Here is a 21,840-nt window from a genome sequence, read left to right on the forward strand (position 1 = left end):
TCGAGCTAGGGGTCGAGGGTCGGGGGGAACGCCGACTCCTTCATCGCGCGTTCCCCAGCGCCTTGGGAAGCAGTCGGAGCAGCGCCCAGGGACGCAGGAAGCTCACGCCGATGGCCCAACCGCACAGTTTGGCTGCCGCCTCAGCGGTCACGGACGTGGAATCGGCAGGGAGCCAGACGAACGTCAGCATCACCAATACCCAGCCCCCAGTCATCAGGCGGGCCAGGGTCAGCAGGACGCGGCGGCTCTGGTCATGCAGGCGGCGGGGCAGCCGCAGTTCAGCCACGCTGAGCACCAGCACCACCATCAGGTAAAGGGCGTACGCAGCCCACTGGAAGGTGCGTCCACCGTGAAAGAACGGCAGGAAGGGCAGCAGCGCGAGCCCCAGGCCGCTCAGCGTGACGCCGACTGGACTCATGACCTGGAAGCCCCGGAGAGCCCACAGCGCCTGAAGGTCTGAGCGGGTGAAGTGAACGGTTTCCAGGGAGCGGCGAAGCTCGCTGGCCGGGCCCATCTGGCGGAGGGCGGCGGTCATGGGTTCGGGTTCTCCCTGCTGCCGCAGCGCGTCGGCCGTGGCCTCGGCGTGGGCTCCGAGTTCCTGGCGAAGGCGCGTGGCTGTCTCCTCCGGAAACGGCCCGGTGACCTGTTCCAGCCAGTCTGCCAGGGGATCGAGCCACCTCACGCCGGCCCCCCGATCACGGCGCCCACCGCCTGTACCTGCCGCTGCCATGCGCGGCGCGACGTGCCCAGCGCCTTCACGCCCTTCTCGGTCAGCCGGTACTCGCGCCTCAGGCGGCCCGCGACCTCGTGTTCGTGGCTCTCGACCAGCCCCTCGGCCTCCAGGGCGTGTAGGGCGGGGTAGAGGGTGCCCTCGCGGGCGCTCAGCAGCCCCTCGCTGCGCGCCTTGATGGCCTGGGCGATGGCGTACCCGTGTTCGGGCTGCCGCTCCAGCACGGCCAGGATCATCAGCCGGAGCTGCTCGCGGGCGTTCATGGCCGCAGGATACCTCTGGTTCAGATGTATCTCAAGTCGAGGTATCCGGCAGCCCGTAGACCCGCCGGGCGTTGGCGTCGGTCACGTGCTCCAGCTCGGCTGCGTCCATGCCGCGCAGCGCGGCGATGAAGTCCAGGGTGTGGCGCACGTAGCCGGGCCGGTTGGGCTTGCCGCGCATCGGCACGGGCGCCAGGAAGGGCGCGTCGGTCTCCAGCAGCAGGCGTTCCAGGGGCAGCGTCTGGGCCGCCTCGTGGATGTCGCGGGCCGTCTTGTAGGTCGTGTTGCCCGCGAAGCCGAAATACGTGTGCGGCCCGCGCTCCAGCCCGAAGCGCAGCAGGCCGCCGTGCCCGGAGTAGCAGTGCAGGATCACCGGCACGTCCGGCCAGCCCCGCAGCACCTCGATCACGCCCTGGTGCGCCGACTCGCGGCCCGGTTTGTCGCGGGTGTGGATGACCAGGGGCTTGCCCGTGCGCCGCGCCAGTTCCAGCTGCCACTCGAAAGCCGAGCGCTGCGAAGTGCGCTTCGTGTGGTCCCAGTAGTCGTCCAGCCCGCTCTCGCCGATGCCGACCACGCGGGGGTGCGCCGCCAGCGCCTCGATCTGTGCGCGGGCCTCGGGGCTGTCCTCGCCCACGTCGCCGGGGTGCAGGCCCACGGTGGCGTACACGTCGGGAAACTGTCCGGCCAGAGCCACGGCGTTCCGGGCGTGCTCGGGGCTGGCGCCGATACACACCATCGCGCTCAGGCCCAGCTCGCCGCGCGCCGAGGCCGGGTCGTCCAGATAGTCCAGGTGGGTGTGCGTGTCGATCATGGCCCCCAGGGTACGGCGCATCCGGGACGTGCCCCCCGCCAGACGCAGGAATCCCACCCCGGCCCCATCACTCTCATGAGGACGCCGCGCTACAGTGCCTGCGTGCAGAAAGCCGGTCTCTACGCACTCCTCGCCATCCTGGGCTTCGCCCTGCTCTTCGCGTTCCTGCCCACGGGCGGGGTCGCCGCGCAGACGGGCGCGACCCTCAGCGGCGTGCAGCTCCGCCTGTATCCCTCCAGCGACCAGGACGCCGTCTGGAAGTTCGGGGCGGCCACGGTCAGCAGCGACCCGGTCGCCAACGAGACCCTCCTGAAGGGCATCTCCGGTGGGCAGCGCCTGATCCGGATCAGGGACAAGGCCGGGAAGTTGACGGGAGAGGAAACGCTGGACGCCCGGCTCGCCACGCAGGAACTGACCATCGATGGTGAGGACAATATGACCACCCGTCAGGCCCGAATCACGCTGGTCAAGGAGTGTGCGGATATCGATCTGACGGGTAAGGATGCCGAGCCCGTCAAGATCGAGCAGGGCTACGGTTTCACGGCGCCGGTGGCCGAAATCCAGTCCCCATTCCTGAGCGGCCACGCCGAGAAGCTGCGGATGAGCTTCAGGTTCGACCTCGACGATATGGACAACGACCGATCGGTCACGGAGATCAACCAGAGTCCCAAGAACATCTGCCGCGGTGGCCGCCTGGTGCCCAATCCCAAGGCCGCCGCGCCTTCCAAGGAGAGTTGACCATGAAAAAGCCCCTGATCCTCGCTGGATTGTTGATCGCCACCGCCGTGGCCCAGACCTCGCCCAACGCCAACCGTATCGTCAAGATTCAGGGCGGCGCCCGCGGCAACGTCCGTACCGGGCCGCTCACCTACACTGGCAACCCGGTCAAGGCGACCATCAGCACCCTGCAGCTTCAGTCGGCGCAGGCCGTGCTGGCGGCGCCCAGTGGCGTGGCTCTGCTCGAGGCCGAGGGCAAGCGCACCGCCAGCTTCACCGGCAACGTGGTGGTCACCCGGGGCCGCCTGACCGCCAAGGGTTCCGAACTCGCGTACTCCGAGGCCACCGGCCAGGGCGTCATGAAGGGCAACCCCAGCGCGACCTTCGTGCCCGAGAAGAAGGAAGACGGCGACGAGGTGGCGATCCAGGCCGCCCAGATGAGCCTGGACGTGGACAACAACGTGTCCACCAGCACCGGCACGGTTCGCCTGACCAACGGCACCCAGACCGGCCGGGCCGACAAGCTGATCTTCGACGAAGACCGCGAACTGGCGCAGCTGACCGGCACGCCCAGCCTGACCCGCGCGGCCAAGGGCAACCAGAAGGAACTGGTCATCAGTGGGCAGGAGGTCCGCGCCCGCACCAAGGAAAAGACGCTGTACGTGCGCGGCGGCGTGAAGCTGGTGCAGGGCAGCTCCACGACCACCGGCGACTCGGTGTACTACGACGACAAGAAGAACGTGGCCTTCGTGGTCGGCAACGCGGTCAGCGTGGATTCCAAGAGCAAGGTCACGGTGCGGGCGCCGGCCAGCGGGTACCTGGAGCAGCGCACCGATCTGGCGCGGGTGCGGGTGCTGAACTCGGCCTACAAGATTCCCACCGAGCAGTTCAAACTGCGCGGCGAGAAGTAAACTCGCCCATGGCACGCTCCCGGCTTCCTCAGGTCGCGGTTCTGACCCTGACCCTGGCGGTGGGGGGCGGCGTGGGCGTCCAGTCCCTCTGGGCGCAGGCGCAGGACACCGCTCCGCCGGCGCCGCCCGCGCCCTCGGCTCCGGCCACGCCCCCTGCTCCAGTGCCCGCCCCAGCCCCCACTCCCCCGGCACCCGCCACGCCCGCCCCGGACGCGCCCCCCACCGACGCCGCACCCGCCGAGGCAGGAGCCGAGAACGCCAGCCTGGAACTCGTGCGGCGCGGCGAGAAGGACGGCAAGGAGCGCCGCATCCGCATCGTCCGCACGGGCACCAGCGACGAGACGGGCATCTTCACGGTCTGCGGCCCGCAGGACGACGAACCCGACACCGCTCCGAACATCGCGGTGTTCAGCGAGACCGGCGCGGGCGGCATCCAGATCACCATCGACAAGAACGTGATCCGCGTGCCGCTGGCGATCGTGACCCAGCAGCAGCCCAAGGAGGGGCAGGACGGCAGCGACGGCCGGGTGGAAGCCAGCGCCGGTACGGCCCGATTTCTGGACGCCGCTCCCGAGGGGGCCAAAGAGCGCCTGCTCCGCTGCGGGGTGCAGACCAGCCCCAAGCCTGCGCCGGACACGGTGTTCGTCACTCAGGGGAAGACCCAGTTACAGGGTCAGAAGCTGCTGTATGACGAGACCGACGGTATCGCCCGCATCGACGGGCCGATCACCTTCAGGCGGCCCAACGAGACCGACCCCCTGAGCGGCACCAGCCAGCGCATCGAGGTGGATGTGGACGCCGAGAAGACCACGCTGGTCGGCAACGTGGTGCTCAACTCCGAGGGGGGGCGCGTGAGCCGGGCGGCCCGCGTGGAATACGACGACACCCGCAACCTCGCGCGGCTGATCGGTACCCCGGAGCAGCCCGCTGAGAGCGTGAAGGGCGGCGACCGGCTCACCGCCGGCACGATCCTCTACGACCTCGACCGCAACGAGGTCTACGCGGTCAAGCCCGAGGGCGGCACCATCACGGGCGAGTTCCAGGACGGCGAGGCTCCGGCTCAGCCGGCGTCCACCCCGTCCACTCCGGGCCAGGGGACGCCTGCACAGCCAGCACCGGGCCAGCCAGCACCGGGCCAGCCCGCTCCGGGGACTCCGGCCCCCGGCGAGGGCACCCCGGGCGAACCGGGCCCGGCGCCTAAGCCCCCTCCAGCTGACCCGCCGCTTCCCTGAGTACCGCGGCGCTGGCCTCCAGCGCTGTTTCCTCGTCCGGGGTGAGGCGGGGCATGACCGTGGCCAGCACACCGCCCGCCCCCACGACGCGCGGCAGGCTCAGGCTCACGCCGAACTGCGGGGTGGGCGCGCTGACGGTGAGCACGGCGCGGCGGTCGCCCAGCACGCGCTCGGTGATGCGGGCCAGGGCGGCGCCGATCCCGTAGTAGGTGGCCCGCTTCCCGCCGATGATGGCGGCGGCCGCGTCGCGGGTGCCCGACTCGATGGCGGCGCGGATCTCCGGCGTCCAGTCCAGGCCGCGCGCCGCCATGAAGTCCGCGACCGGCAGGCCGGCGACCGTGGCGGTGCTCCAGGCGATGACCTCCGAGTCGCCGTGCTCGCCCAGCACGTAGCCGTGGACATGGGTGGCGTCCACCCCGGCGTGCTGCGCGACCAGATGCCGGAAGCGGGCGCTGTCGAGCACCGTGCCCGAGCCCATCACCGGCTGCTCGGGCGCCAGGCGGGTGCTCAGCCCGGTCAGGACGTCCACCGGGTTGGTGGCGATCAGCAGCACTGCCCCCGGGGCGCTGGCGGCGACCTGCGGGATCAGCTCCCGGAAGATGCCCGCGTTCTTCTGCAGCAGATCCAGCCGCGACTCGCCCGGCTGCTGGTTGGCGCCGGCCGCCACGATCACCACGCGGCTGCCGGCCAGTTCCTCCAGCGGGCCGGCCGAGACCCGCGTGCCGTGGCTGACCGGGCTGGCGTGCGCGATGTCCTGGGCCTCGGCCTCGGCGCGCCTCAGATCCAGGTCGCTCAGCACGATCTCGGCGCACGAGCCGCGCAGGGTCATGGCGTAGGCGGCGGTCGCGCCGACCAGCCCCGCACCCACCACGCCGACCTTCACAGCGCCGCCTTCACAGCGCCACCCTTACGGCTCCGCCTTCACAGGCCCCGGTCATGGGTGACGCACCGTGAGCACCGGCAGCGGGCTGCGGGCCACCAGCTTCTCGGCGGTCGAGCCCAGCAGGAAATGCTCGATGACGCCCCGCGCATGGGTGCCGACCACGATGAGGTCGGCGCCCCAGTCGGCGGCCGCGTCCAGGATGCCGGTCACCGGGTCGCCCACCAGCAGTTCGGTCTCCTCGCCGCTCTGCATCAGGCCCGCGAGTCTGCCGGCGTCGGCGTGCTCCATGGTTCGCAGCAGGTTCGGGTCGGGCATGGCGGGGGTCACGCCGCCCATCAGATCCGGCGTGGCGGTCACGCGGGCGTCGGTCACGTGCGCCAGCTTGAGCTGTGCGCCGGGAAAGCGCGTGCGGGCCACCTCCAGCGCCCGCGTGGAGGCCGGCGAGAAGTCCACGCCCACCAGAATCTTCTGAAAGCCCGCAGTGGGCTGCGCCGATGGAGTCTGGGTCATGGCCCGACCTTAGCGGGGGCGGCCCCCGGGCGCAACCGGCGGGCGCCCCTGATGAAGGAGAGGCGGTGAAGCAGACAAGGAGGGGAGGGGGACGCGCCGGCCCGCGCGTCCCCCTCCCTCGGCCCCCTGGTCTCCTCTCTGCTGGCCTCCCCGCTGGCCTACTCGGGCAGGATGCCGGTGCTGGCCTGGCCCACGAAGGTCTTCATCCACGTCCAGGGCAGGTACACGTAGCCCTGATCGCCCCAGCAGTCGCCCCAGGAGTTCTTGACGATGAAGTAGCCGTAGTCGTCGGCGATGGGGGCGCCCGGCACCGTGCGGCGCAGGTTCTGGCTGGAGATGAAGCCGGTCACGGTCATGACGTGGTTGAGCTGGAAGTCGGGGGTGCGGTCGGGCAGGGTCCGCATCGACCGGTTGGGGGCGTAGCCGCTGGCGTCGGGCGCCACGTAGCGCATGTCCAGGGTCACGGTGGTGGGGTGGCCCAGCACCGAGCGCAGCACCAGGATCGACATCGAGCGGTCTTTGTTGTCCTGCTCCCAGAAATCGCTGGGGCTCTGCATCCGGTAGCCGCTGGAACTGCCGGTGTTCGGCAGGCTGCGGAGCACGAAGGTCGTGCCCAGGAAGCGCACGCTCTGGAAGTAGCCCTGGAAATTGGTGTCCGAGCAGACCCCGTAATTCACGCTGGCGTCCTGATAGCCGTCGCAGGAGTTGGTGTAGGTCTGGGTGGCGTTGAACGCCATGCGGCTGTTGCTCTTGTTGTACTGCCAGCCGCGTTCGTACGGGAAGGTGTAGCCGGCCGCGCTGGCTTTCTGCGCGATGAAGATCGGGTCGCCGCCGTCCCCGAAGGCGCGCGGCGCCCAGTCCACGAAGCGGTGGCCCACGTAGTCCTGCTCGGAGAGGTTGACCAGCCGGCCGTCGCGCCGGGCGATCTCGGCCTCCAGCGCGGCCAGCGTGGCAAAAGCCCAGCAGGTGCCGCGCCGGCCCTGATCCTTGACTGAGGTGGTCAGCGCCTTGAGCGGCCAGTCGAAGTTCGCGTAGAGGCCGCCGGCCGCTGCCGTCTCACAAGCGCCCCTTTGCGTCCGGTCGAGCTGATCCCGGGCGCCCGTCTCGGCCTGCGCGGGATCGAGGCGGAACCGCAGATCCGCGATGCTGGACACGTACTCGCGCGCCAGGTCGCCCAGCCGCTGGTTGTATTCCAGCAGCGCCGAACGGTTCAGGTCTTTCACGGCGTCCGGCGCCGGGAGCCCGAACTGGCTGGGCGAGGTGCCCAGTTCATGCAGCGCGGCGTCCAGATCGGGATACAGCTCCTGATACAGCCGCAGCTGGTTCTCGCGGCTGGGGAAGGTGCGGGCGTGGGTCGCCAGACTCGCCCGCCCGAAGGCGTTCCCCAGCAGCGTGACCTGTTTAGCGCCCGCCGCCGTCTCCACGCTGACCCGGACGTCGCCGTCGGCGTTGAGGGCATCCCCCGGCGGGGGCCGCAGCAGCGCGCTGAACTCCGGGTACTGCCCGATGTACTCGCGCGCCGCGCGCTCGTCCTGCTCGTCCTGGGCCTTCTGGGCGGCCTCGTCGCGGGCCAGGTCGGCGGGCGTGATCACCTTCGCGCCGGCCTTCACCAGGGCCATGAACTCGGCCGGCGCGACCGTCTGTGTGCCGGGCGGCAGGGCGCCGGTGAAGGCGGGCTGCGTCCCGAAGAAGGTCTCCAGCGCCGTGTCGGGCGGCGCCGGCGTGGAGTCGGACGGCCCACAGGCCATCAGGCTGGCGGACAGGGCGATCAGCAGAGCGTGACGTTTGAACATGGTTCCCCCCCCGGGTGAACGTGAGTGTGCGGACAGAGCGGGACGCGGCGCGGGTTCAAGCCAGCACTCGGGCCGGCACTCAAGGCTTCGTGCAGGTCAGGTCGATGCGGAAGCTGGGGTCTTTCACACCCCAGGGCAGCTTTCTGGCGAAGTCTCCACCCTCGCCGGGGTCGAGGCGCCAGAGCAGCTTGGTGGGCCGGCGCTCGGCCCGGGCCGCGTTGCCGTCGGCGGTCGTGAGCGTGCCGCGCCAGATCCCCGAGGGCGGCAGCTGCGTGAAGGTGAATTTCTGGCCGTTCAGCTCGTCCGTGATCCCCCAGTTCATGGGCGTGCCGTCGGCCGTGATGAAGGCGAGGTGCCCGCTGTCGGCCATCAACATGCCGTCGGCGCCGGTCATCATCCTGGCCGTGCCGTTGCGGACTTCCAGGTCGATGCTCCAGCGCGCCACGCTGCCGTCGGGCACCAGCCGCAGGTTGCTGAACTTCACGCGCCACACTCCGTTGAACAGCGTCTGGCCCAGGCAGCCCTCCAGCGCCGTGAGCGGGGTCGAGCCACCCGGCGTAGTGGCCGGGCTGGCGGGCGCCGCGCCCGTGCCGCTGCCCGTGCTGATGCTGAGCGTCCCGCCCGAGGTGCCCACCCTGAAGCCGGCGGCCGCCAGCGCGCTGACCGGCACGTAGTTCTGCCCGCCGATGGTCACCACCGCGCCGGGCACGACCTTCCCGTTCACGCTGATCCGCAGCGCCTGTGCCGCCAGCGCTGTGACCCCGAGCCCCGTGACGCCCAGCGACAGGCCCAGCAGGGCCACCCTTCCCCTCTTCCTCCAGCCTGATCTCATGCTTCCCCCCCCGAGGACGGCCTCCATCCAGCCACGGCCTCAATCCAGAACCTGCGTCAGGGCGTGCCCGCAGCGCGTGCAGTACCGCGCGTACGGACTGGTGATGGGCGCGTGGCACTGCGGGCAGCCGCTCAGCAGCCGGGCGCCGTCGTTCGAGCAGTAGTGTTCCTGGCTGTGGCTGGGCAGGGTGCGCCCGCAGCGTGGACACAGCCGGTAGGTGGCGCTTCCCCGCTCCGCCTGGGCCATCCCCCCTCACCTCCTGGCTTCAGGGTGCCGGAGGGTGGGTGAGGGGCCGGTCAGGCGAAGGGGTGATTGTGCCGGTCCGGGGACTGTGCTGATCCGGGGACTATGCCGGTGAGGGGGGAGCAGGGCTGCTGCAAGGCGTGGGGCGTTCGGACGACGCCACACTTCCGCCCTGATCACACGGAAACGGGAGCGGTCTCGGCCGGGACGTGACGCTGCCCCGCCTCAGCCCCCCGCCTCAGCCCTCTGTCCGGGCGAGGTAATCCTGCCAGCGCTCCGGCAGGGCCACGCCCACCCCGGCGTGGGCCTCGCGGGCAGAGGCGTACACGCGGGCCAGGCTGCGGTGGTTGTGCTCCTGGCGCAGCGCCTGCAGGGTCAGCCGCAGGGCGGCGGAGTCCAGCGGGTCGGCCTCCAGCAGCAGGCGGCCAGCCCGGGCACAGGCGGCGGGGTCGCTGTCCAGCGCCTGCTGCGCGCAGGTCAGCAGGGCGCGGGAGAGCGCTTCCCGCAGCGCCTCGCCCGTGTCCGGGGGCAGCGGCCCGCGCCACAGACCCAGCTCCGGGCGGGCCAGGAAGGCTTCGGCGTCGCTGGAGACCGGGCCCAGCGCGTAGCCGCCGGGAGTGGTCTGGATCACCCCTCGCCCGGCGGCCGCGCGCAGGGCCGCCACCGCCTGCTTGAGCGCGCCCAGCGCCTGCGCCTCCGGGCGATCCGGGTACAGTTCGTCGGCCAGATCGAGCCGCGTGACCTCGGCCCGGCCCGAGAGCCGCGCTTCGAGCAGGCGCAGCAGCAGGGCGCGGCGCCGCTCGCCGCGCACGGGCCCGCTGCCCAGTTCCAGCGGGCCCAGCACCCTCAGCTCCGGGGCGCGGCCGGCCACCGGGAGGGGGCCGCCCAGCGCCCGCCGCGCCAGCAGGGCGCCCAGTCCCTGGCTCCGCGCCTCGAAGGTGGCCGCCAGCCGTTCCAGCGCCGCCTGATCCCCGCACAGCCGCGCGATGTCCAGGGCGATGCGGTCGGCCTCGTACTCTCCCTGATGGGCGCGGGCGAGGTGTTCGGCGTCCCGCAGGGCCTCCAGCGCCTCGGCGGCCCGCCCCAGGCCCTCCAGCGCCAGCCCGCGTGCCACGGCGTTGCGGGCCTGGGTGCGGTGGTCGCTGCTCAGCGCGGCGGCCCGCGCGGCGGCGTCCTCGGCCAGCTCCAGGCCGGTCCGGGGGTCGCCGGCGCGGGTGTGCGCCCGACTCGCGTCGGCCAGGGTCTCGACCAGCAGGCGGGGGTTGCCCAGCGCGTGGGCCGCCGTCAGCGCCCGACCGGCGTGGTGCAGCGCCAGCGAGGCCGAGAGCGGCGCGTCGCTCAGGGTGTACAGGTAGGTCAGCATGCACAGCGTGTTCAGCAGGAAGTGGGCGCCGTCGAGATAGGTCAGCACGCCCAGCGCCTCGCTCAGCGCGTCCTCGGCGGCGTCCAGCTCACCGCGTTCCAGCTCCAGCTCGCCCAGCATGCCCAGGCTGCTGGCGTAGCCGCGTGGATCGCCCAGGCGGCGGCGGAGCTCCAGCGCCCGCCTCACGCTGAACATGGCGTCCCCGAACTCGCCCAGCATCCGCAGGAAGGCCGCGCGGTTGTGATAGAGCGCGCCGGCACCGACCAGGTTGCCGGCGGCCTCCAGCAACCCGGCGGTCTCGCCCGCCAGGTCGGCCGCCGCGCGGTACTCGCCCTGGTGGTAGAGCAGCATGACCTGCACGCCCCGCAGCTGCAGGCGCTCGGCGCCGGATAAGGCCCGCTCCAGCAGGGCCGCGAGCCGCAGGGCCGCGTCCTCCTGCCGGCCCACCGCCAGCAGCGAGATCGCCACCGCCCGCTCGGTCTGCACGTCGGCCTGGGCGCGCTGCGTCTCGTCGGCCGCAGCCCACAATTCGACCACCCCCGCGTGATCTCCGACCCCCTGCAGGGCCACGATGCGGACGTTCAGCAGGCGGACGTTCGGGAGCCCCGGAGCCTCTCCAGGGGGCCCGGCGGGCAGCTTCGCCAGCACCGCTTCCAGCACGTCCCGGCCGCCGGTGCGGGCACTCAGGGCGGCGGCCAGCGGCAGCGCCTCCCCGACCAGCGCCGGGTCGTCCAGGGCGCGCCGGGCCAGTTCCAGGGCGCGCGGCAGATCGGTGGTGTGCAGCAGCCCGGCGGCGCGCAGGGCCAGCCCCGGCTGACGCCCGCCCGTGTCCAGATCGCTGGCGCGGGCCAGCAGCAGCCCCGCCCGCTGCCCCTGGCCGCCGCGCTCGGCCTGGGCGGCGGCCTGTTCCAGCAGGGCGCCTGCCTCGGCCGGGGTCAGGCCCGCCTCGTCCAGAAAGTCCACCGCCCGCAGGGGGTCGGCCCGGTACGCCTGCAGGGCGCGCCGGGCCAGACTCCGGCGCTGCTCGGGCGTCTGGCGGGCGCGCAGCACCTCGGGGTAGAGCGGGTGGCTGAAGCTGGCTCCGGGCGGGGTCAGCAGCCCCTGATCCTGCAGGGCCGCCGCCCCCCGCGTCAGCCCGTCCGCCGATACCCCGGCGACCTGGGCCCAGACCTCCGGCTCCGCGTCCGGGACGCAGGCGCGGGCGTCCAGCAGGGGGCGGTGCTCGCCGGCGCGGCCCAGGGTCAGGTCGATCAGCGCCTCGACGCGGCCGGGCACGCGGGCGTCCCCCGGGGGGCGCCAGTGCCAGCGCTGGCCGTCGCTGTACAGGTGCCCGCTGCGCGCCAGATAGCGCAGGTACTCCAGCGTGAAGAGCGGATTGCCCCGCGCGTGGGTATAGATCCAGGTGCTGACCTCGGCCGGAACCCCGGCCCCCAGCTCCTGAGCCGTCAGCTGCGCCGTGCCCGCCTCGTCCAGCGGCTGCACCTCGCAGCTGGGCAGGCCCGCCGGCGCGCTTTGCCGGCTCGTGAACAGCAGAGCCACCCCGCGCGCGTTGCTCAGCAGGCCGGCCAGCGTGCTCAGGGCCGTGACCTGCGCCCCTGGGGCGTCGTGCAGGTCGTCGATCTGAAGCCCGGTGGGCGCCAGCGCCGCGATTAGGGCGGCCAGGGCGCTCAGGCCCCCGTCGCCGCCGGGCTGGCGCAGCGCGTGGTCGGCCCAGGCCGGCAGCCCCCGCGGCGCCGGCAGCCGGGCCGGCCACTCGGCCAGCGGCAGCGTGGCGCTCAGGCTGTAGCTCCGCACCGCGGCGCGGCGCAGCAGTTCGCGGGCGGCGTGGGTCTTGCCCACCCCCGCCGGCCCCGTGTAGACCAGCACGGCGCCCTGCCGACGCTGCCGCAGGGCCCGCAGCACCGCCTCTTCCGGAGTCTGCGCGTGGGGCTGCATAGGGCTGATTATCCGCCCGCGCACCCCGAGCGGGGCTTGACCCCGGTTCAGATGATCCCAGCCCAGATGACCTCAGCCCAGAACATTCCAGGCCGGAGAGGGCGGCCCGGGCGGCGAACCCGGGCCGGGGCGGGCGGCGGTACACTCGGCCCATGCACCTCAAGAGTTTTGGCGCGGCCTGTACGGTCACCGGCAGCATGCACCTGCTGAGCTTCGGCAGCGGCCAGCAGCTGCTGATCGACTGCGGCCTCTTCCAGGGCGGCGACGAGATGGAGGCCCGCAACCGCGAGACCTTCGATTTCGACGTCCGGGGCCTGGAGGCCGTGATCCTGACCCACGCCCACCTCGACCACGTGGGCCGGCTGCCACTGCTGGTTCGGGGAGGCTTCCAGGGCCCCATCCACTGCACGGCGCCCACCGCCGCGCTGGCCGAGACCGTGCTGCTCGACTCGGCCCGATTACAGGAGGACGGCTACCGTCAGGACTTGCGCCACGCCCGCCGCCAGGGCCGCGAGGCGGAGGTGCTGCCCCCGCTCTACGAGGAAGAGGACGTTCACCGCACGCTGGCCCTGCTGCGCGCCGATCTGGAGTTCGGGCAGACGACCACCATCGCGGGCCTGAAGGTCACGCCCGAGCGCGCCGGGCACATCCTGGGCAGCGCCTACCTGCGGCTGGACACCCCGGACGGCCGGCTGATCATGAGCGGCGACCTGGGCAACCGCGAGAGCGGCCTGCAGCTCGATTTCACCCCGCCCCCCGAGGCCGACGTGGTGGTCATCGAGACGACCTACGCCAACCGCAGCCACCGCCCCTGGCCCGAGACCCTGACCGAGTTCCGCGACGCCCTGCGGGACGCGGTGCGCGCCAACGGCAAGATCCTGATTCCCAGTTTCGCCATCGAGCGCGCCCAGACGCTGCTGTACACCCTGAAGAGTCTGATGGACGCCGGCGAGGTGCCGCGCATCCCGGTGTTCCTGGATTCTCCGATGGCGACCCGCGCCACCAACGAGTATTTCGAGTTCGGCGACGAGCTGATCCCGCCCGTGCGGGACGCCCTGCGCGCCGGCGAGGATCCCTTCCGGCCCTCCACGCTGCATGTGGTGCCCACCAGCGCCGAGTCGCAGCGCCTGAACCGCTACGACGGCCCCGCGATCATCATGGCGGGCAACGGCATGATGACCGGCGGGCGCATCCAGCACCACCTCAAGCACCACCTCTGGAAGCCCAGCACCAGCCTGATCATCGTGTCGTACCAGTCGCCCAGCTCTCTGGGCGGGCGCATCGTGCAGGGCGCGGATCACGTGCGGATCATGGGCGAGGACATCGCGGTGCAGGCGCATGTGCACACCATCGGCGGCTTCTCCGCGCATGCCGATCAGGACGACCTGCTGGCCTTCCTGAGCACCACCGGCCGCCCGCACGTCTGGCTGGTGCACGGCGAAAGCGAGGTCATGGACGCCTTCTTGCCGGTGCTGGAGCAGCGAGGCCTGAAGGGCGACCTCGTGCCGAACCGGCAGAGCGTCGATCTGCGCGGCCCCGGCTTCGCGGGCGGCCGCCCGCCGGGGCTGGTGCTGGAGGGTTCCACCGACGCCGCCCGGGCGACCGGCGGCGAGTAGGCGCAGCTTTCATCTGGATGGGCTACCCTGAGCACTCATGAAGCGTGCCGCCCTGCCCCTCCTGCTCCTGACCCTGAGCGCCTGCGGTTCCAAAGGCATCGAGGGCTTACAGACCTTCACCTACGCCCCGGGCGACCACCGCAGCGGCTCGCTGGTCTACAGCGAGAACCCGCCGGCCGGCGGGCCGCACAACCCGAGCTGGCAGAACTGCGGGGTCTACAGCCAGCCGCTGTACAACGAATACGCCGTCCACAGCCTGGAGCACGGCGCGGTCTGGATCACCTACCGCCCCGATCTGGAGGCCGCGCAGGTGGAGACCCTGAAAAAGCTGGTCGAGGGCCGCTCCTACACCCTGCTCAGCCCCTACGAGGGCCTGCCGACCCCCATCGCCGCCAGCGCCTGGGGCGCGCAGATCAAGGTCGAGAAGGCCGACGACTCCCGCCTGAAGGCCTTCCTCGACAAGTACGAACAGGGCGCCACCGCCCCCGAACGCGGCGCCGCCTGCTTGGGCGGCTACGGCGGCACGCGCTAGCTGGCAGGCCGCTGACGGAAGCCGGGCAGAGTATTCCAGACCGCATCCGCGCGCTCTCCTGCGTTTGACCCACTGGAGGTTCCATGCCCAGACGGCTTCTGACCCTCACGCGGCTCCTGGCCCTCGGCCTGCTCCTGCTTCCCGGTGTGCCTGCGTCGGCGCAGGGGGGCAGCCCCGCGCAGCTCTCGGGCTCGGTCTTCAAACTGTTCGGTCAGGTGGGGGGGACGCCGGCCACTCCGGTCAGCCCCACGCCAGCCAGTCCCACGCCGGTCAACCTGGACGCATTGAAGTTCAGGCCGTCGGCCGAGGTGCGCCAGCGGGCCATCGCCGCGTTCCTGAACACGGTGGACGAGCAGAGCCCGGAGGTGGGCGCTGAATTCCAGAAGGTCTTCGCCAGCACCGATTTCTTCGCCGGGCTGGAGGGGCAGGCCCGCGCCCTGTTCGGCCTGAGCACCAGCAATCTGGCCGATACCTGGGCCCTCTACTGGGCTTATTCCTGGCTGCTCTCCCAGGGCCGCAGCGACGACCCGACCCGCGCCCAGGTGGCCGGACTGCGGGCCCAGATGGGCGCCCTGATGCTGAAGCTGCCCGAGGTCAGGGCCTACAGCGAGGCCCGCCGCCAGGAAATCTCCGACACCCTGATGCTGCAGCTCACGCTCTACAGCGTGCTGAGCGAGGGCTGGAAGGACGACCCCGCCAGCCTGAAGGAGTTCGGCCAGGGCATCGCCCGGAGTTCGCGCACGTTGGGCCTGGATCTGAACCAGGTCACGTTGACCCCGCAGGGCTTCGTGCCCAGAAAGTAGGCGCTGCAAAGGAGGCGCTGGGAGGTGGGGCTGAGATGACCGGACGATCCCGTATCAGACACCTGTTTTCCGTGTTGCTGCTCTCCCTGCTGCTCCAGCCTGCCTGGGCGGAGCGGGTCGGCAGCGTGACCTTCGCCCCGCCGCCCGGCTGGACGGTGCGCGTTCAGGGCGGCCTGGCGACCCTGACCCCGGCGGGCGGGGCGTCGCAGGGCGCCCTGCTGCTGATCCCGGATCAGGTGGTGAAGGGAGACGCCGAAGGCTGGTTCGAAGCGGCCGTGGAGGGGCTCAGCAGCGACGGCCCGGTGGCGGAGCGCAGCGATGTCCAGGCGCGTGAGCTGCGGCCGGGCACCACCCTGCTGCTGCAACTGGTGAACGTGCGGCTGCCCCAGGGGGTGCAGTACCGCTCGTACACGGCGCTGGTCACGGCGGGACAGGCCACGCTGTACGTGCTCGCGGCGCCCAGTCAGGCGGCCTTCAAGGCGCACCAGCCGGCGCTGATCGCGCTGGTGAACCCGCCCGCAGCGACTGGAGCGGGCCCGGCTGGCCCCGGCTCGATTGGCCCCGGCTCGACTGGCACGGGCCCGACTGGAAGCGCGTCCGCGGGCGGCGGCGCGGCCGGCACGCTGCTCGGCCCGAAGTCGGCGCTGCCGGCGCTCAGGCCCCAGAACGCGGCGGCCTTCCTGGCGGCGGGCGGCAATCCCGAAACGCAGGCCATCCCCGACGAGTTCCGCTGCTACCGCGAACGCGTGGGCGACAGCCTGAGCCCGGAACTGGCGCTGCAGATCCTGCCGGGCGGGAAGTACCGCACCCCCTACGGGGCCGGCACCTTCCGCGTGGTGAGGGACGGCAGCCTCGTCAAGACCGACTGGCAGAGCGGCCCGCTCTCCGGCGCCTACGGCTACCTGCGTCTGGACGACTGGGGCCAGACCCTCAGCCTGAACAATGTGGGCGAGGACGTGCTGGAGGACGACATCAGCTTCGAGTGCTATCAGCGGGGGCCACGCGAGGAACGGCAACTGCTCCAGTTCAGGCTCAGGACGCCCGCGCCCGGCGCCTATCCCTGCACCCTGCAGGACGGCAGCGGGAAAAGTGGCGGCACGCTGGAGGTGCTGCCCGGCAGGGCCTACCGCCTGAACGGCAAGGCGGGCCAGTACACGGTCGACTTCCGCAGCGACCAGGACGAGGACTGGAGCGACCTCGAATTCAGCGGCGGCACGCTGGACGAGGCCATCGCGTCCTATCAGGAGGACGAGACCGGCGTGCGCGAACTGAGCGTCTTCCGGCCCAAGATGAAGTGCAGCCGGGTCGTGAAGCCCACGCCCATGCCCCGGTACGGCGCGGCGAGGGCGCCCACCCCCCCGAAGGGCAGCGGCGGCCTGGAGGGCGCCTACGCCACCTGGCGGGTGGATGTGATGAACCTCTGCGGCGGCCTGTGCTGGAGCATGTACGTGTTCGACAGGGGCGGCTACGTGTACACGGACGAGCCGGACGAGGGTCTGGCCGAGGCCGATTGCCGCCGCACCCGGCCCAACGGCCTGCCGGTCTGCGAGGTCTACCGCGTGCAGGGCGGAACCATCCGCCTCGGTCAGGACAAGCCCGACCCCCTCGTGAAAGTCGGACGCGACCTCAAGATCGGCGGGCAGACCTACCAGCGCATCATGCCGCTGGACGGCCTGAAACTGGGGGCCGCCTACCAGTCGCGCAGCGGCTTCGGCAGCGCCACGAGCACCACCGTCGCCCTGTTCCGGAACGAGTACACCTTCACGCCGCAGGGCACTTTCGTCTCCGACCGGAGCGGCGGCGTGTCGTCCACCCTGACCACCGACGGCACCACGATGGGCGACGTGATCGGCGGGGTCACCTCCAGCACACGGGGCGGCAGCCGCGGCACCTACCGCTTCGTGAACCACGCGCTGGAACTCACCTTCGCCGACGGCCACGTGGAGCGCAAGTTCGCCTTCGCCCTGCCGGACAGGAACGGGAAGCCTGATCTCGGCCTGCTCCGCCTGGGCGGCTCGTCCTACACGGTGGTGGACAAGAAATAGGGGGCTCGCCAGCAGGGCGGGCCGTGCAAAGAGGGCTTTTCTCCAACCCAAGGGAGGACGGACAGAACCCGGGTGGTCTGTCCGTCCTTTTCCGGCGCTCGTCTGATCGAGAGCCCGGTGCCCTCAGCTCCGCCCTTCTTCCTCGTCGAAGTATTCGAAGCGGTGTGGGCCGATCTCCACCGTGTCGCCCTCGCGGGCGCCGGCACGCTTCAGGGCGTTGTACAGGCCCTGGCGCTTGAAGACGCCGCCCAGGTACTCCGAGGCGTCCTCCAGGTAGCGCGAGAAGCGCACGATGCGTTCCTCGAAGCCGCCCCCGTGGACTTCCCACACGCGCTCGTTCTGCCCGGTGGTGACGATGCCCACGCCGCGGGCCGGCGGGTCTTCGCGGAACACCACCGTCAGCGGCGCCTCCACGACGATGTTGGGCTCGATTTCCAGGGCGTTGCGCTGTGCCCAGAGTTCCCGGTCGGGCATCATCTGGAAGATGGTCTCGCGCAGTTCGTCCAGGCCGAGGCCCTCCTTGGCACTCACCTTCAGCACCGGCAGGCCCAGGGTCGCCAGTTCGTCCTCGACCATGGTCGCCAGATCCGCCTCGACCAGTTCGACCTTGTTCAGGGCGACCAGCGCGACGTTCTCCAGCAGGGTCGGGTCGTAGGCCGTGAGCTCGGCCTGCAGGGCGCGCAGTTCGCCCACCGGGTCACGGGTCACGTCCAGCACATAGACCAGCAGGCGGGTGCGGCTGATGTGGCGCAGGAACTCCAGCCCCAGCCCCTTGCCCTCGGAGGCGCCCTCGATGATGCCGGGGATGTCGGCCATCGTGAAGCGTTCGTCCTGGTTGTCCCGCGTGACCACGCCCAGGATCGGCGAGAGGGTCGTGAAGGGGTAGTCCGCGATCATCGGGTTGGCGCGCGAGGTGGCGGCCAGCAGGCTGCTCTTGCCGGCGTTCGGGTAGCCGACCAGCCCCACGTCGGCGATCAGCCTCAGCTCCAGGCGCACGCGGCGTTTCTGGCCGGGCACCCCCAGTTCCGCGAAGCGCGGGGCCTGCCGGGTGCTGCTCGTGAAGGTCGAGTTCCCTCGCCCGCCGGGGCCGCCCCGCGCGATGACCTTCTCCTGGCCGACCTTCACGAGATCGGCGATCACCTTGCCGCTGTCCTCGTCGAAGGCGGTGGTGCCCACCGGCACCTCGATGTACACGTCCAGCCCGTCGGAGCCCTGACGCAGCCGGCCCTCGCCGTAGGCGCCGTTCTCGGCCTTGAACTTGCGCCGGCCCACCAGCCGCTCCAGCGACTCCACACCCTCGATGGCGCGCAGGATGATGTCGCCACCCTTGCCGCCGTGCCCACCGTCGGGGCCACCTTTTTCCATGTACTTGGCCCGGTGGAAGCTCATGGAACCGTCGCCGCCATTGCCGGCCGCCACTTCTATGTTTAAGACATCTCGAAAAGCCATGCAGGCACCTCTTTTATGTGTCGTGCGCTCAATTCAATCTTCAAAAAAGCGCCCCACCCTTCATGCGGGCAGGGCGCATCAGAACCGCGCTCGGTTCAGTCGGCGGCGACTTCGGTCTGCTCGACTTCGATGGAGATGAAGCGGCCGGTGCGGCCACGGTTGGTGAACACGACCTTGCCGTGCTCCAGGGCGAACAGCGTGTGGTCGCGGCCCATGCCCACGTTCGGGCCGGCCTTGAACTTGGTGCCGCGCTGGCGAACCAGGATGTTGCCGGCCAGCACCTTCTCGCCGCCGAACTTCTTGACGCCCAGCATCTTGGGCTGGCTGTCACGTCCGTTCTTGGAGGAACCTACGCCTTTCTTGTGTGCCATGTCGTCAGCCTCCCCTTAACCCTGAATGCCCAGGATCTTGATGGTCGTGTAGTCCTGGCGGTGACCGGTGCGGCGGCGGTACTGCACGCCGCTCTTGTACTTACGGATGTAGATCTTGGGGCCGCGGCCGTGCTCGACCACTTCGGCACTGACCACGAAGTTGCTCACGGCGTCGCCGAAAAGAGCCTTCTCGCCGCCCACGAACAGGGGCTTGAGTTCCATCTTCTCGCCCGCTTCGCCCCTCAGGCTCTCCACGTACAGAACGTCGCCTTCCTGAACGCGGTACTGTTTCCCGCCCGTCTGAATGATTGCAAACATGCTTCCTCCCGCTCTGCCGCGCCCCGGAACGCTGCCAGGAGACGCAAGACCACGCACTGCTCGAACCGACCTCGCCCACAGGCGGATCACCAAGCAAAAACTGTACCACATCCGGGCGGGACTTGAAACGACGAGAACACGCCCGGAACCGGAGAGCAAAGGTCACCAGCAGCGGGGCAAGGCAGGCAGCACACACCCCGGACGATAGGGGTGAGGGTCGTGTTGCGTGCGTGTTCCCGTTCTGCTGGACGTGTCCTCGCGGTACACGTGGACTCGCGTGGGCGAGCCGCTGCTGCCTGAAACCTCCGGGCGCACCCCGCTGGAGGGCACGCTGCGAAACGGCAGCATAGCAGGGTGGGGCAGAGGTATCCAGAGTCCGGTCGGGTCTGACAGGGCGGGCGTGCAGGAGGGGGGGCGGCGCTGGAGGCGATCCCACGGCCATGCAGCGTTCGACACGGCCGTCCCCTTCTGTGGCCAGCCACTCCAGGCCGGCCCGCAACTCTGCCCACCCGCCCCTCGTATCCGGGCCTGTGATCACCCGTCTCCGGTTTGTCTGGCGCGACGCCCTGGCCCTGCTCTACGCCCTGACGGATCGCCGCACGCCCGACAGGGCCCGCTGGGTGGCGGTGCTGGCGCTCCTCTATGCCCTGAGTCCGGTCGATCTGCTGCCCGATATCACGCCCCTGCTGGGCTACGGCGACGACGTGGTGGTCGTGCCGACCCTTCTGGCGCTCGCGGCCCGCGGCCTGCCGCTGCCCGTGCTCAACGACGCCCGTGCCCGCAGCGCGCGGCTGCAGCGCCGACTGCCCTGGCTGCTGCCGGCACTGGGGGGAGTGCTGGTGCTGGGGGCCGTGCTGAGCGTGTGGGGCCTGATCCGGCTGGTGGGGGGCTGAGCGCCCTGGGGATGAACCGCCGGAGCCGACCGTGACGCTGCAGACCTGAATGCCCGGCGGGGCGCGCTATCCTGAAGAAGAATGATTGACGCGGCCACCACCTGGCACCAGGCTTCTGCGGCGCTCGCCGGGGGCGATTACGACACGGCCTTTGAAGTGATGGAACACGCCATGAACGAGGCCAGCAAGGGCGAGCGTGCCCGCATGGCGCTCTATCTGGCCTCCATCCACACGCTCTACGGCGACACGGCCACCGAACAGATGGCGGCCAGCCTGCAGGAGGCCCGCACCCTGAGCCCGGCGCTGCGAACCGGGGGGCTGTACCAGGCGCTCTCGGCCGAGCTGGACGCCCGCACCCGGGGCCCGGACGCGGCGGCCGTTCCGGTGGCGGCTCGCACCGACGCCGACCCCCTGGCCCGCTACCACGCCCTGTGCGCGCTGGCGCTCTCCGAACGGCACCAGGAGGCGCTGGACGTGCAGGTCGCCAGTACCGAGCTGCCCGAGCACCTGCGCTGGCGGCTGCGCTCCTGGCAGGCCGACGCCCAGGAGCAGCTGGGCCACACCGCCGACGCCGTGCTGCTGTACGCCGAGGCCGCCCACCTGGCGCAGGGGCTCGACCGGGCCACCATGCTGCAGGAACAGGCCGCGCTGCTCATCCAGCAGGGCCAGCCGGAGAACGCCAAGACCGTGCTCGATCAGGCCCGGCTGCTGTACCCCGCCCGGGGGCACGGCGAGGAGGAGGCGCTGGGGCTGGCGACCTGGCACTACCTGCGCGCCCAGGCCCTGCTCAACCTGGGGCAGCCCGACGCCGCCTACGAGATGATCCGCGAGGCCGACCGGCTGGAGAGGGCGCACGGCGACCCCAGCTACGGCGTCTCGCTGGTGCGCGGCCAGGTGCTGACCCAGCTGGGCCGCCAGGAGGAGGCGCTGGACGCCTTCGGGGACGCCCTGAAACTGGCGGGCGAGGCCGACCGCCCCTACGCCAACCACGAGCTGGGCGTGGCGCTGCTGGACCTCGACCGGCCGGTCGAGGCGCGCGAGAAGCTGGAGACCGTGCTGGCCGAGGCCGAGTACCCCTACCTGCCCGAAGTGCTGGCCGATATCGCCGAGTGCGATTACCGCCTGGGCCGCCTGCAGGAAGCGCAGCAGACCGCCGAGCAGGCGCTGGCCCAGGGCGCGGTGGTGCCCGCCAGCCTGGTGCTGGGCTCCGTGGCCATGGAATACTTCCAGCTCGACGACGCCCTGGAGCACTACGAGCGCGTGATCCGCGAGGCCGCCCCCGACAGCCGCGACTGGATCACCGGGCACCAGATGGCCGCCGACGTGATGGCCCAGCAGGGCTTCCCCGACCCCTCGGCCGCCTATGCCCACGCCCAGCAGGCGCTGGCGTCCACCCCCGAGAGCGACGACTGGCACGTGACCCTGCAGGAGCACCTCCGCAAAGCCGAGGCCATGCTGGAGCAGCGCGGCGCCCAGGGCGGCCGGATGCTGAACTGAGGGGCGCGGGCAGGCCGGATGGAGGAGACTGGACGGGCCGTGCCGGATGAACTGAACCCCTGTCCCCGCCTGGCCGGTTCCCAGGAAAGCCGGGCG

At 71.2% G+C, this 21,840-nt stretch carries 21 protein-coding genes; 9 read left to right on the plus strand and 12 right to left on the minus strand.

Translation table 11 applies throughout. The features are described from left to right. Window positions 1–40: 40 nt before the first annotated feature. The 3 genes from CVO96_RS12105 to CVO96_RS12115 are packed head-to-tail and all read right to left on the minus strand — an operon-like array spanning window position 41 to window position 1,801. A complete protein-coding gene (locus tag CVO96_RS12105; RefSeq protein ID WP_103312452.1) occupies window positions 41–682 on the minus strand; it encodes a hypothetical protein in 642 nt (213 codons plus the stop codon). Then, the gene (locus CVO96_RS12110; RefSeq protein WP_103312453.1) at window positions 679–993 is read right to left on the minus strand and encodes a PadR family transcriptional regulator; all 315 of its coding nucleotides are present in this window, start codon (window positions 991–993) and stop codon (window positions 679–681) included. The genes CVO96_RS12105 and CVO96_RS12110 overlap by 4 nt, the downstream gene beginning before the upstream one ends. Before the next feature lie 31 nt (window positions 994–1,024). Continuing rightward, on the minus strand, window positions 1,025–1,801 hold the full coding sequence (locus tag CVO96_RS12115) for a TatD family hydrolase (RefSeq protein ID WP_103313459.1): 777 nt from the start codon (window positions 1,799–1,801) through the stop codon (window positions 1,025–1,027). A gap of 102 nt (window positions 1,802–1,903) precedes the next feature. Here CVO96_RS12115 and CVO96_RS12120 point away from each other — a divergent pair, with 102 nt between their 5' ends. The 3 genes from CVO96_RS12120 to CVO96_RS12130 are packed head-to-tail and all read left to right on the plus strand — an operon-like array spanning window position 1,904 to window position 4,661. Further along, complete coding sequence (locus CVO96_RS12120) at window positions 1,904–2,539, plus strand: hypothetical protein (protein ID WP_207795309.1); 636 nt, start codon at window positions 1,904–1,906, stop codon at window positions 2,537–2,539. 2 nt (window positions 2,540–2,541) lie between these two features. After that, window positions 2,542–3,429 carry an LptA/OstA family protein gene (locus tag CVO96_RS12125; protein WP_103312454.1) on the plus strand — a complete coding sequence of 296 codons (888 nt, stop codon included), beginning with the start codon at window positions 2,542–2,544 and terminating at the stop codon, window positions 3,427–3,429. An 8-nt stretch (window positions 3,430–3,437) separates the two neighbouring features. Continuing rightward, window positions 3,438–4,661: an LptA/OstA family protein gene (locus CVO96_RS12130; protein ID WP_112778685.1), complete on the plus strand. Its 1,224-nt coding sequence runs from the start codon at window positions 3,438–3,440 to the stop codon at window positions 4,659–4,661. On the opposite strand, the gene CVO96_RS12135 is transcribed toward CVO96_RS12130, so the two are convergent. The 6 genes from CVO96_RS12135 to CVO96_RS12160 form a co-directional block, all read right to left on the minus strand. Next, window positions 4,627–5,544, minus strand: a complete 918-nt coding sequence (locus tag CVO96_RS12135; protein WP_103312455.1) for a lactate/malate family dehydrogenase — start codon at window positions 5,542–5,544, stop codon at window positions 4,627–4,629. The two genes, CVO96_RS12130 and CVO96_RS12135, sit on opposite strands and share 35 nt — an antisense overlap. A gap of 51 nt (window positions 5,545–5,595) precedes the next feature. Continuing rightward, window positions 5,596–6,054 carry a universal stress protein gene (locus CVO96_RS12140; RefSeq protein WP_103312456.1) on the minus strand — a complete coding sequence of 153 codons (459 nt, stop codon included), beginning with the start codon at window positions 6,052–6,054 and terminating at the stop codon, window positions 5,596–5,598. 158 nt (window positions 6,055–6,212) lie between these two features. Next, on the minus strand, window positions 6,213–7,847 hold the full coding sequence (locus CVO96_RS12145; protein ID WP_103312457.1) for a C1 family peptidase: 1,635 nt from the start codon (window positions 7,845–7,847) through the stop codon (window positions 6,213–6,215). A gap of 79 nt (window positions 7,848–7,926) precedes the next feature. Then, a complete protein-coding gene (locus CVO96_RS12150; protein ID WP_103312458.1) occupies window positions 7,927–8,649 on the minus strand; it encodes a hypothetical protein in 723 nt (240 codons plus the stop codon). A gap of 69 nt (window positions 8,650–8,718) precedes the next feature. Continuing rightward, window positions 8,719–8,925: a double zinc ribbon domain-containing protein gene (locus CVO96_RS12155; protein WP_103312459.1), complete on the minus strand. Its 207-nt coding sequence runs from the start codon at window positions 8,923–8,925 to the stop codon at window positions 8,719–8,721. A 235-nt stretch (window positions 8,926–9,160) separates the two neighbouring features. Continuing rightward, complete coding sequence (locus CVO96_RS12160) at window positions 9,161–12,220, minus strand: tetratricopeptide repeat protein (RefSeq protein WP_103312460.1); 3,060 nt, start codon at window positions 12,218–12,220, stop codon at window positions 9,161–9,163. Between the two features lie 152 nt (window positions 12,221–12,372). Between CVO96_RS12160 and CVO96_RS12165 the strand changes: the two genes are divergently transcribed. The 4 genes from CVO96_RS12165 to CVO96_RS20765 all read left to right on the plus strand — a co-directional run bounded on the left by CVO96_RS12165 (window position 12,373) and on the right by CVO96_RS20765 (window position 17,216). Further along, a complete protein-coding gene (locus CVO96_RS12165) occupies window positions 12,373–13,836 on the plus strand; it encodes an MBL fold metallo-hydrolase RNA specificity domain-containing protein (protein WP_103312461.1) in 1,464 nt (487 codons plus the stop codon). 37 nt (window positions 13,837–13,873) lie between these two features. Then, window positions 13,874–14,368: a DUF3105 domain-containing protein gene (locus CVO96_RS12170; RefSeq protein ID WP_103312462.1), complete on the plus strand. Its 495-nt coding sequence runs from the start codon at window positions 13,874–13,876 to the stop codon at window positions 14,366–14,368. An 83-nt stretch (window positions 14,369–14,451) separates the two neighbouring features. Then, a complete protein-coding gene (locus CVO96_RS12175; RefSeq protein WP_103312463.1) occupies window positions 14,452–15,171 on the plus strand; it encodes a DUF6683 family protein in 720 nt (239 codons plus the stop codon). Window positions 15,172–15,206: 35 nt separating this feature from the next. Further along, the gene (locus CVO96_RS20765; protein WP_133161793.1) at window positions 15,207–17,216 is read left to right on the plus strand and encodes a hypothetical protein; all 2,010 of its coding nucleotides are present in this window, start codon (window positions 15,207–15,209) and stop codon (window positions 17,214–17,216) included. Between the two features lie 123 nt (window positions 17,217–17,339). Here CVO96_RS20765 and obgE read toward each other — a convergent pair whose 3' ends face one another. The 3 genes from obgE to rplU all read right to left on the minus strand — a co-directional run bounded on the left by obgE (window position 17,340) and on the right by rplU (window position 19,354). After that, entirely contained in the window at window positions 17,340–18,665 is a 1,326-nt protein-coding gene (gene obgE, locus CVO96_RS12195; RefSeq protein ID WP_103312467.1) for a GTPase ObgE, read from the minus strand. Window positions 18,666–18,760: 95 nt separating this feature from the next. Beyond that, window positions 18,761–19,036, minus strand: a complete 276-nt coding sequence (gene rpmA, locus CVO96_RS12200; protein WP_103312468.1) for a 50S ribosomal protein L27 — start codon at window positions 19,034–19,036, stop codon at window positions 18,761–18,763. A 15-nt stretch (window positions 19,037–19,051) separates the two neighbouring features. Then, window positions 19,052–19,354: a 50S ribosomal protein L21 gene (rplU, locus tag CVO96_RS12205; RefSeq protein WP_103312469.1), complete on the minus strand. Its 303-nt coding sequence runs from the start codon at window positions 19,352–19,354 to the stop codon at window positions 19,052–19,054. Between the two features lie 530 nt (window positions 19,355–19,884). Between rplU and CVO96_RS12210 the strand changes: the two genes are divergently transcribed. Then, complete coding sequence (locus CVO96_RS12210; RefSeq protein ID WP_103312470.1) at window positions 19,885–20,247, plus strand: YkvA family protein; 363 nt, start codon at window positions 19,885–19,887, stop codon at window positions 20,245–20,247. Between the two features lie 81 nt (window positions 20,248–20,328). Continuing rightward, a complete protein-coding gene (locus tag CVO96_RS12215) occupies window positions 20,329–21,744 on the plus strand; it encodes a tetratricopeptide repeat protein (RefSeq protein ID WP_103312471.1) in 1,416 nt (471 codons plus the stop codon). Window positions 21,745–21,840: the final 96 nt, after the last annotated feature.

The organism is Deinococcus koreensis (genome assembly GCF_002901445.1).
GTDB classification, from domain to species: domain Bacteria; phylum Deinococcota; class Deinococci; order Deinococcales; family Deinococcaceae; genus Deinococcus; species Deinococcus koreensis.

Bases quoted from the DNA above. Each gene is read 5' to 3' on its own strand.
- CVO96_RS12110 (WP_103312453.1), bottom strand. From the start codon at position 993: ATGAACGCCCGCGAGCAGCTCCGGCTGATGATCCTGGCCGTGCTGGAG.
- CVO96_RS20765 (WP_133161793.1), top strand. From the start codon at position 15,207: ATGACCGGACGATCCCGTATCAGACACCTGTTTTCCGTGTTGCTGCTC.
- CVO96_RS12155 (WP_103312459.1), bottom strand. From the start codon at position 8,925: ATGGCCCAGGCGGAGCGGGGAAGCGCCACCTACCGGCTGTGTCCACGC.
- obgE (WP_103312467.1), bottom strand. From the start codon at position 18,665: ATGGCTTTTCGAGATGTCTTAAACATAGAAGTGGCGGCCGGCAATGGC.
- CVO96_RS12140 (WP_103312456.1), bottom strand. From the start codon at position 6,054: ATGACCCAGACTCCATCGGCGCAGCCCACTGCGGGCTTTCAGAAGATT.
- CVO96_RS12130 (WP_112778685.1), top strand. From the start codon at position 3,438: ATGGCACGCTCCCGGCTTCCTCAGGTCGCGGTTCTGACCCTGACCCTG.
- CVO96_RS12215 (WP_103312471.1), top strand. From the start codon at position 20,329: ATGATTGACGCGGCCACCACCTGGCACCAGGCTTCTGCGGCGCTCGCC.
- rpmA (WP_103312468.1), bottom strand. From the start codon at position 19,036: ATGGCACACAAGAAAGGCGTAGGTTCCTCCAAGAACGGACGTGACAGC.
- CVO96_RS12125 (WP_103312454.1), top strand. From the start codon at position 2,542: ATGAAAAAGCCCCTGATCCTCGCTGGATTGTTGATCGCCACCGCCGTG.
- CVO96_RS12160 (WP_103312460.1), bottom strand. From the start codon at position 12,220: ATGCAGCCCCACGCGCAGACTCCGGAAGAGGCGGTGCTGCGGGCCCTG.
- CVO96_RS12175 (WP_103312463.1), top strand. From the start codon at position 14,452: ATGCCCAGACGGCTTCTGACCCTCACGCGGCTCCTGGCCCTCGGCCTG.
- CVO96_RS12115 (WP_103313459.1), bottom strand. From the start codon at position 1,801: ATGATCGACACGCACACCCACCTGGACTATCTGGACGACCCGGCCTCG.
- CVO96_RS12165 (WP_103312461.1), top strand. From the start codon at position 12,373: ATGCACCTCAAGAGTTTTGGCGCGGCCTGTACGGTCACCGGCAGCATG.
- CVO96_RS12170 (WP_103312462.1), top strand. From the start codon at position 13,874: ATGAAGCGTGCCGCCCTGCCCCTCCTGCTCCTGACCCTGAGCGCCTGC.
- CVO96_RS12145 (WP_103312457.1), bottom strand. From the start codon at position 7,847: ATGTTCAAACGTCACGCTCTGCTGATCGCCCTGTCCGCCAGCCTGATG.
- rplU (WP_103312469.1), bottom strand. From the start codon at position 19,354: ATGTTTGCAATCATTCAGACGGGCGGGAAACAGTACCGCGTTCAGGAA.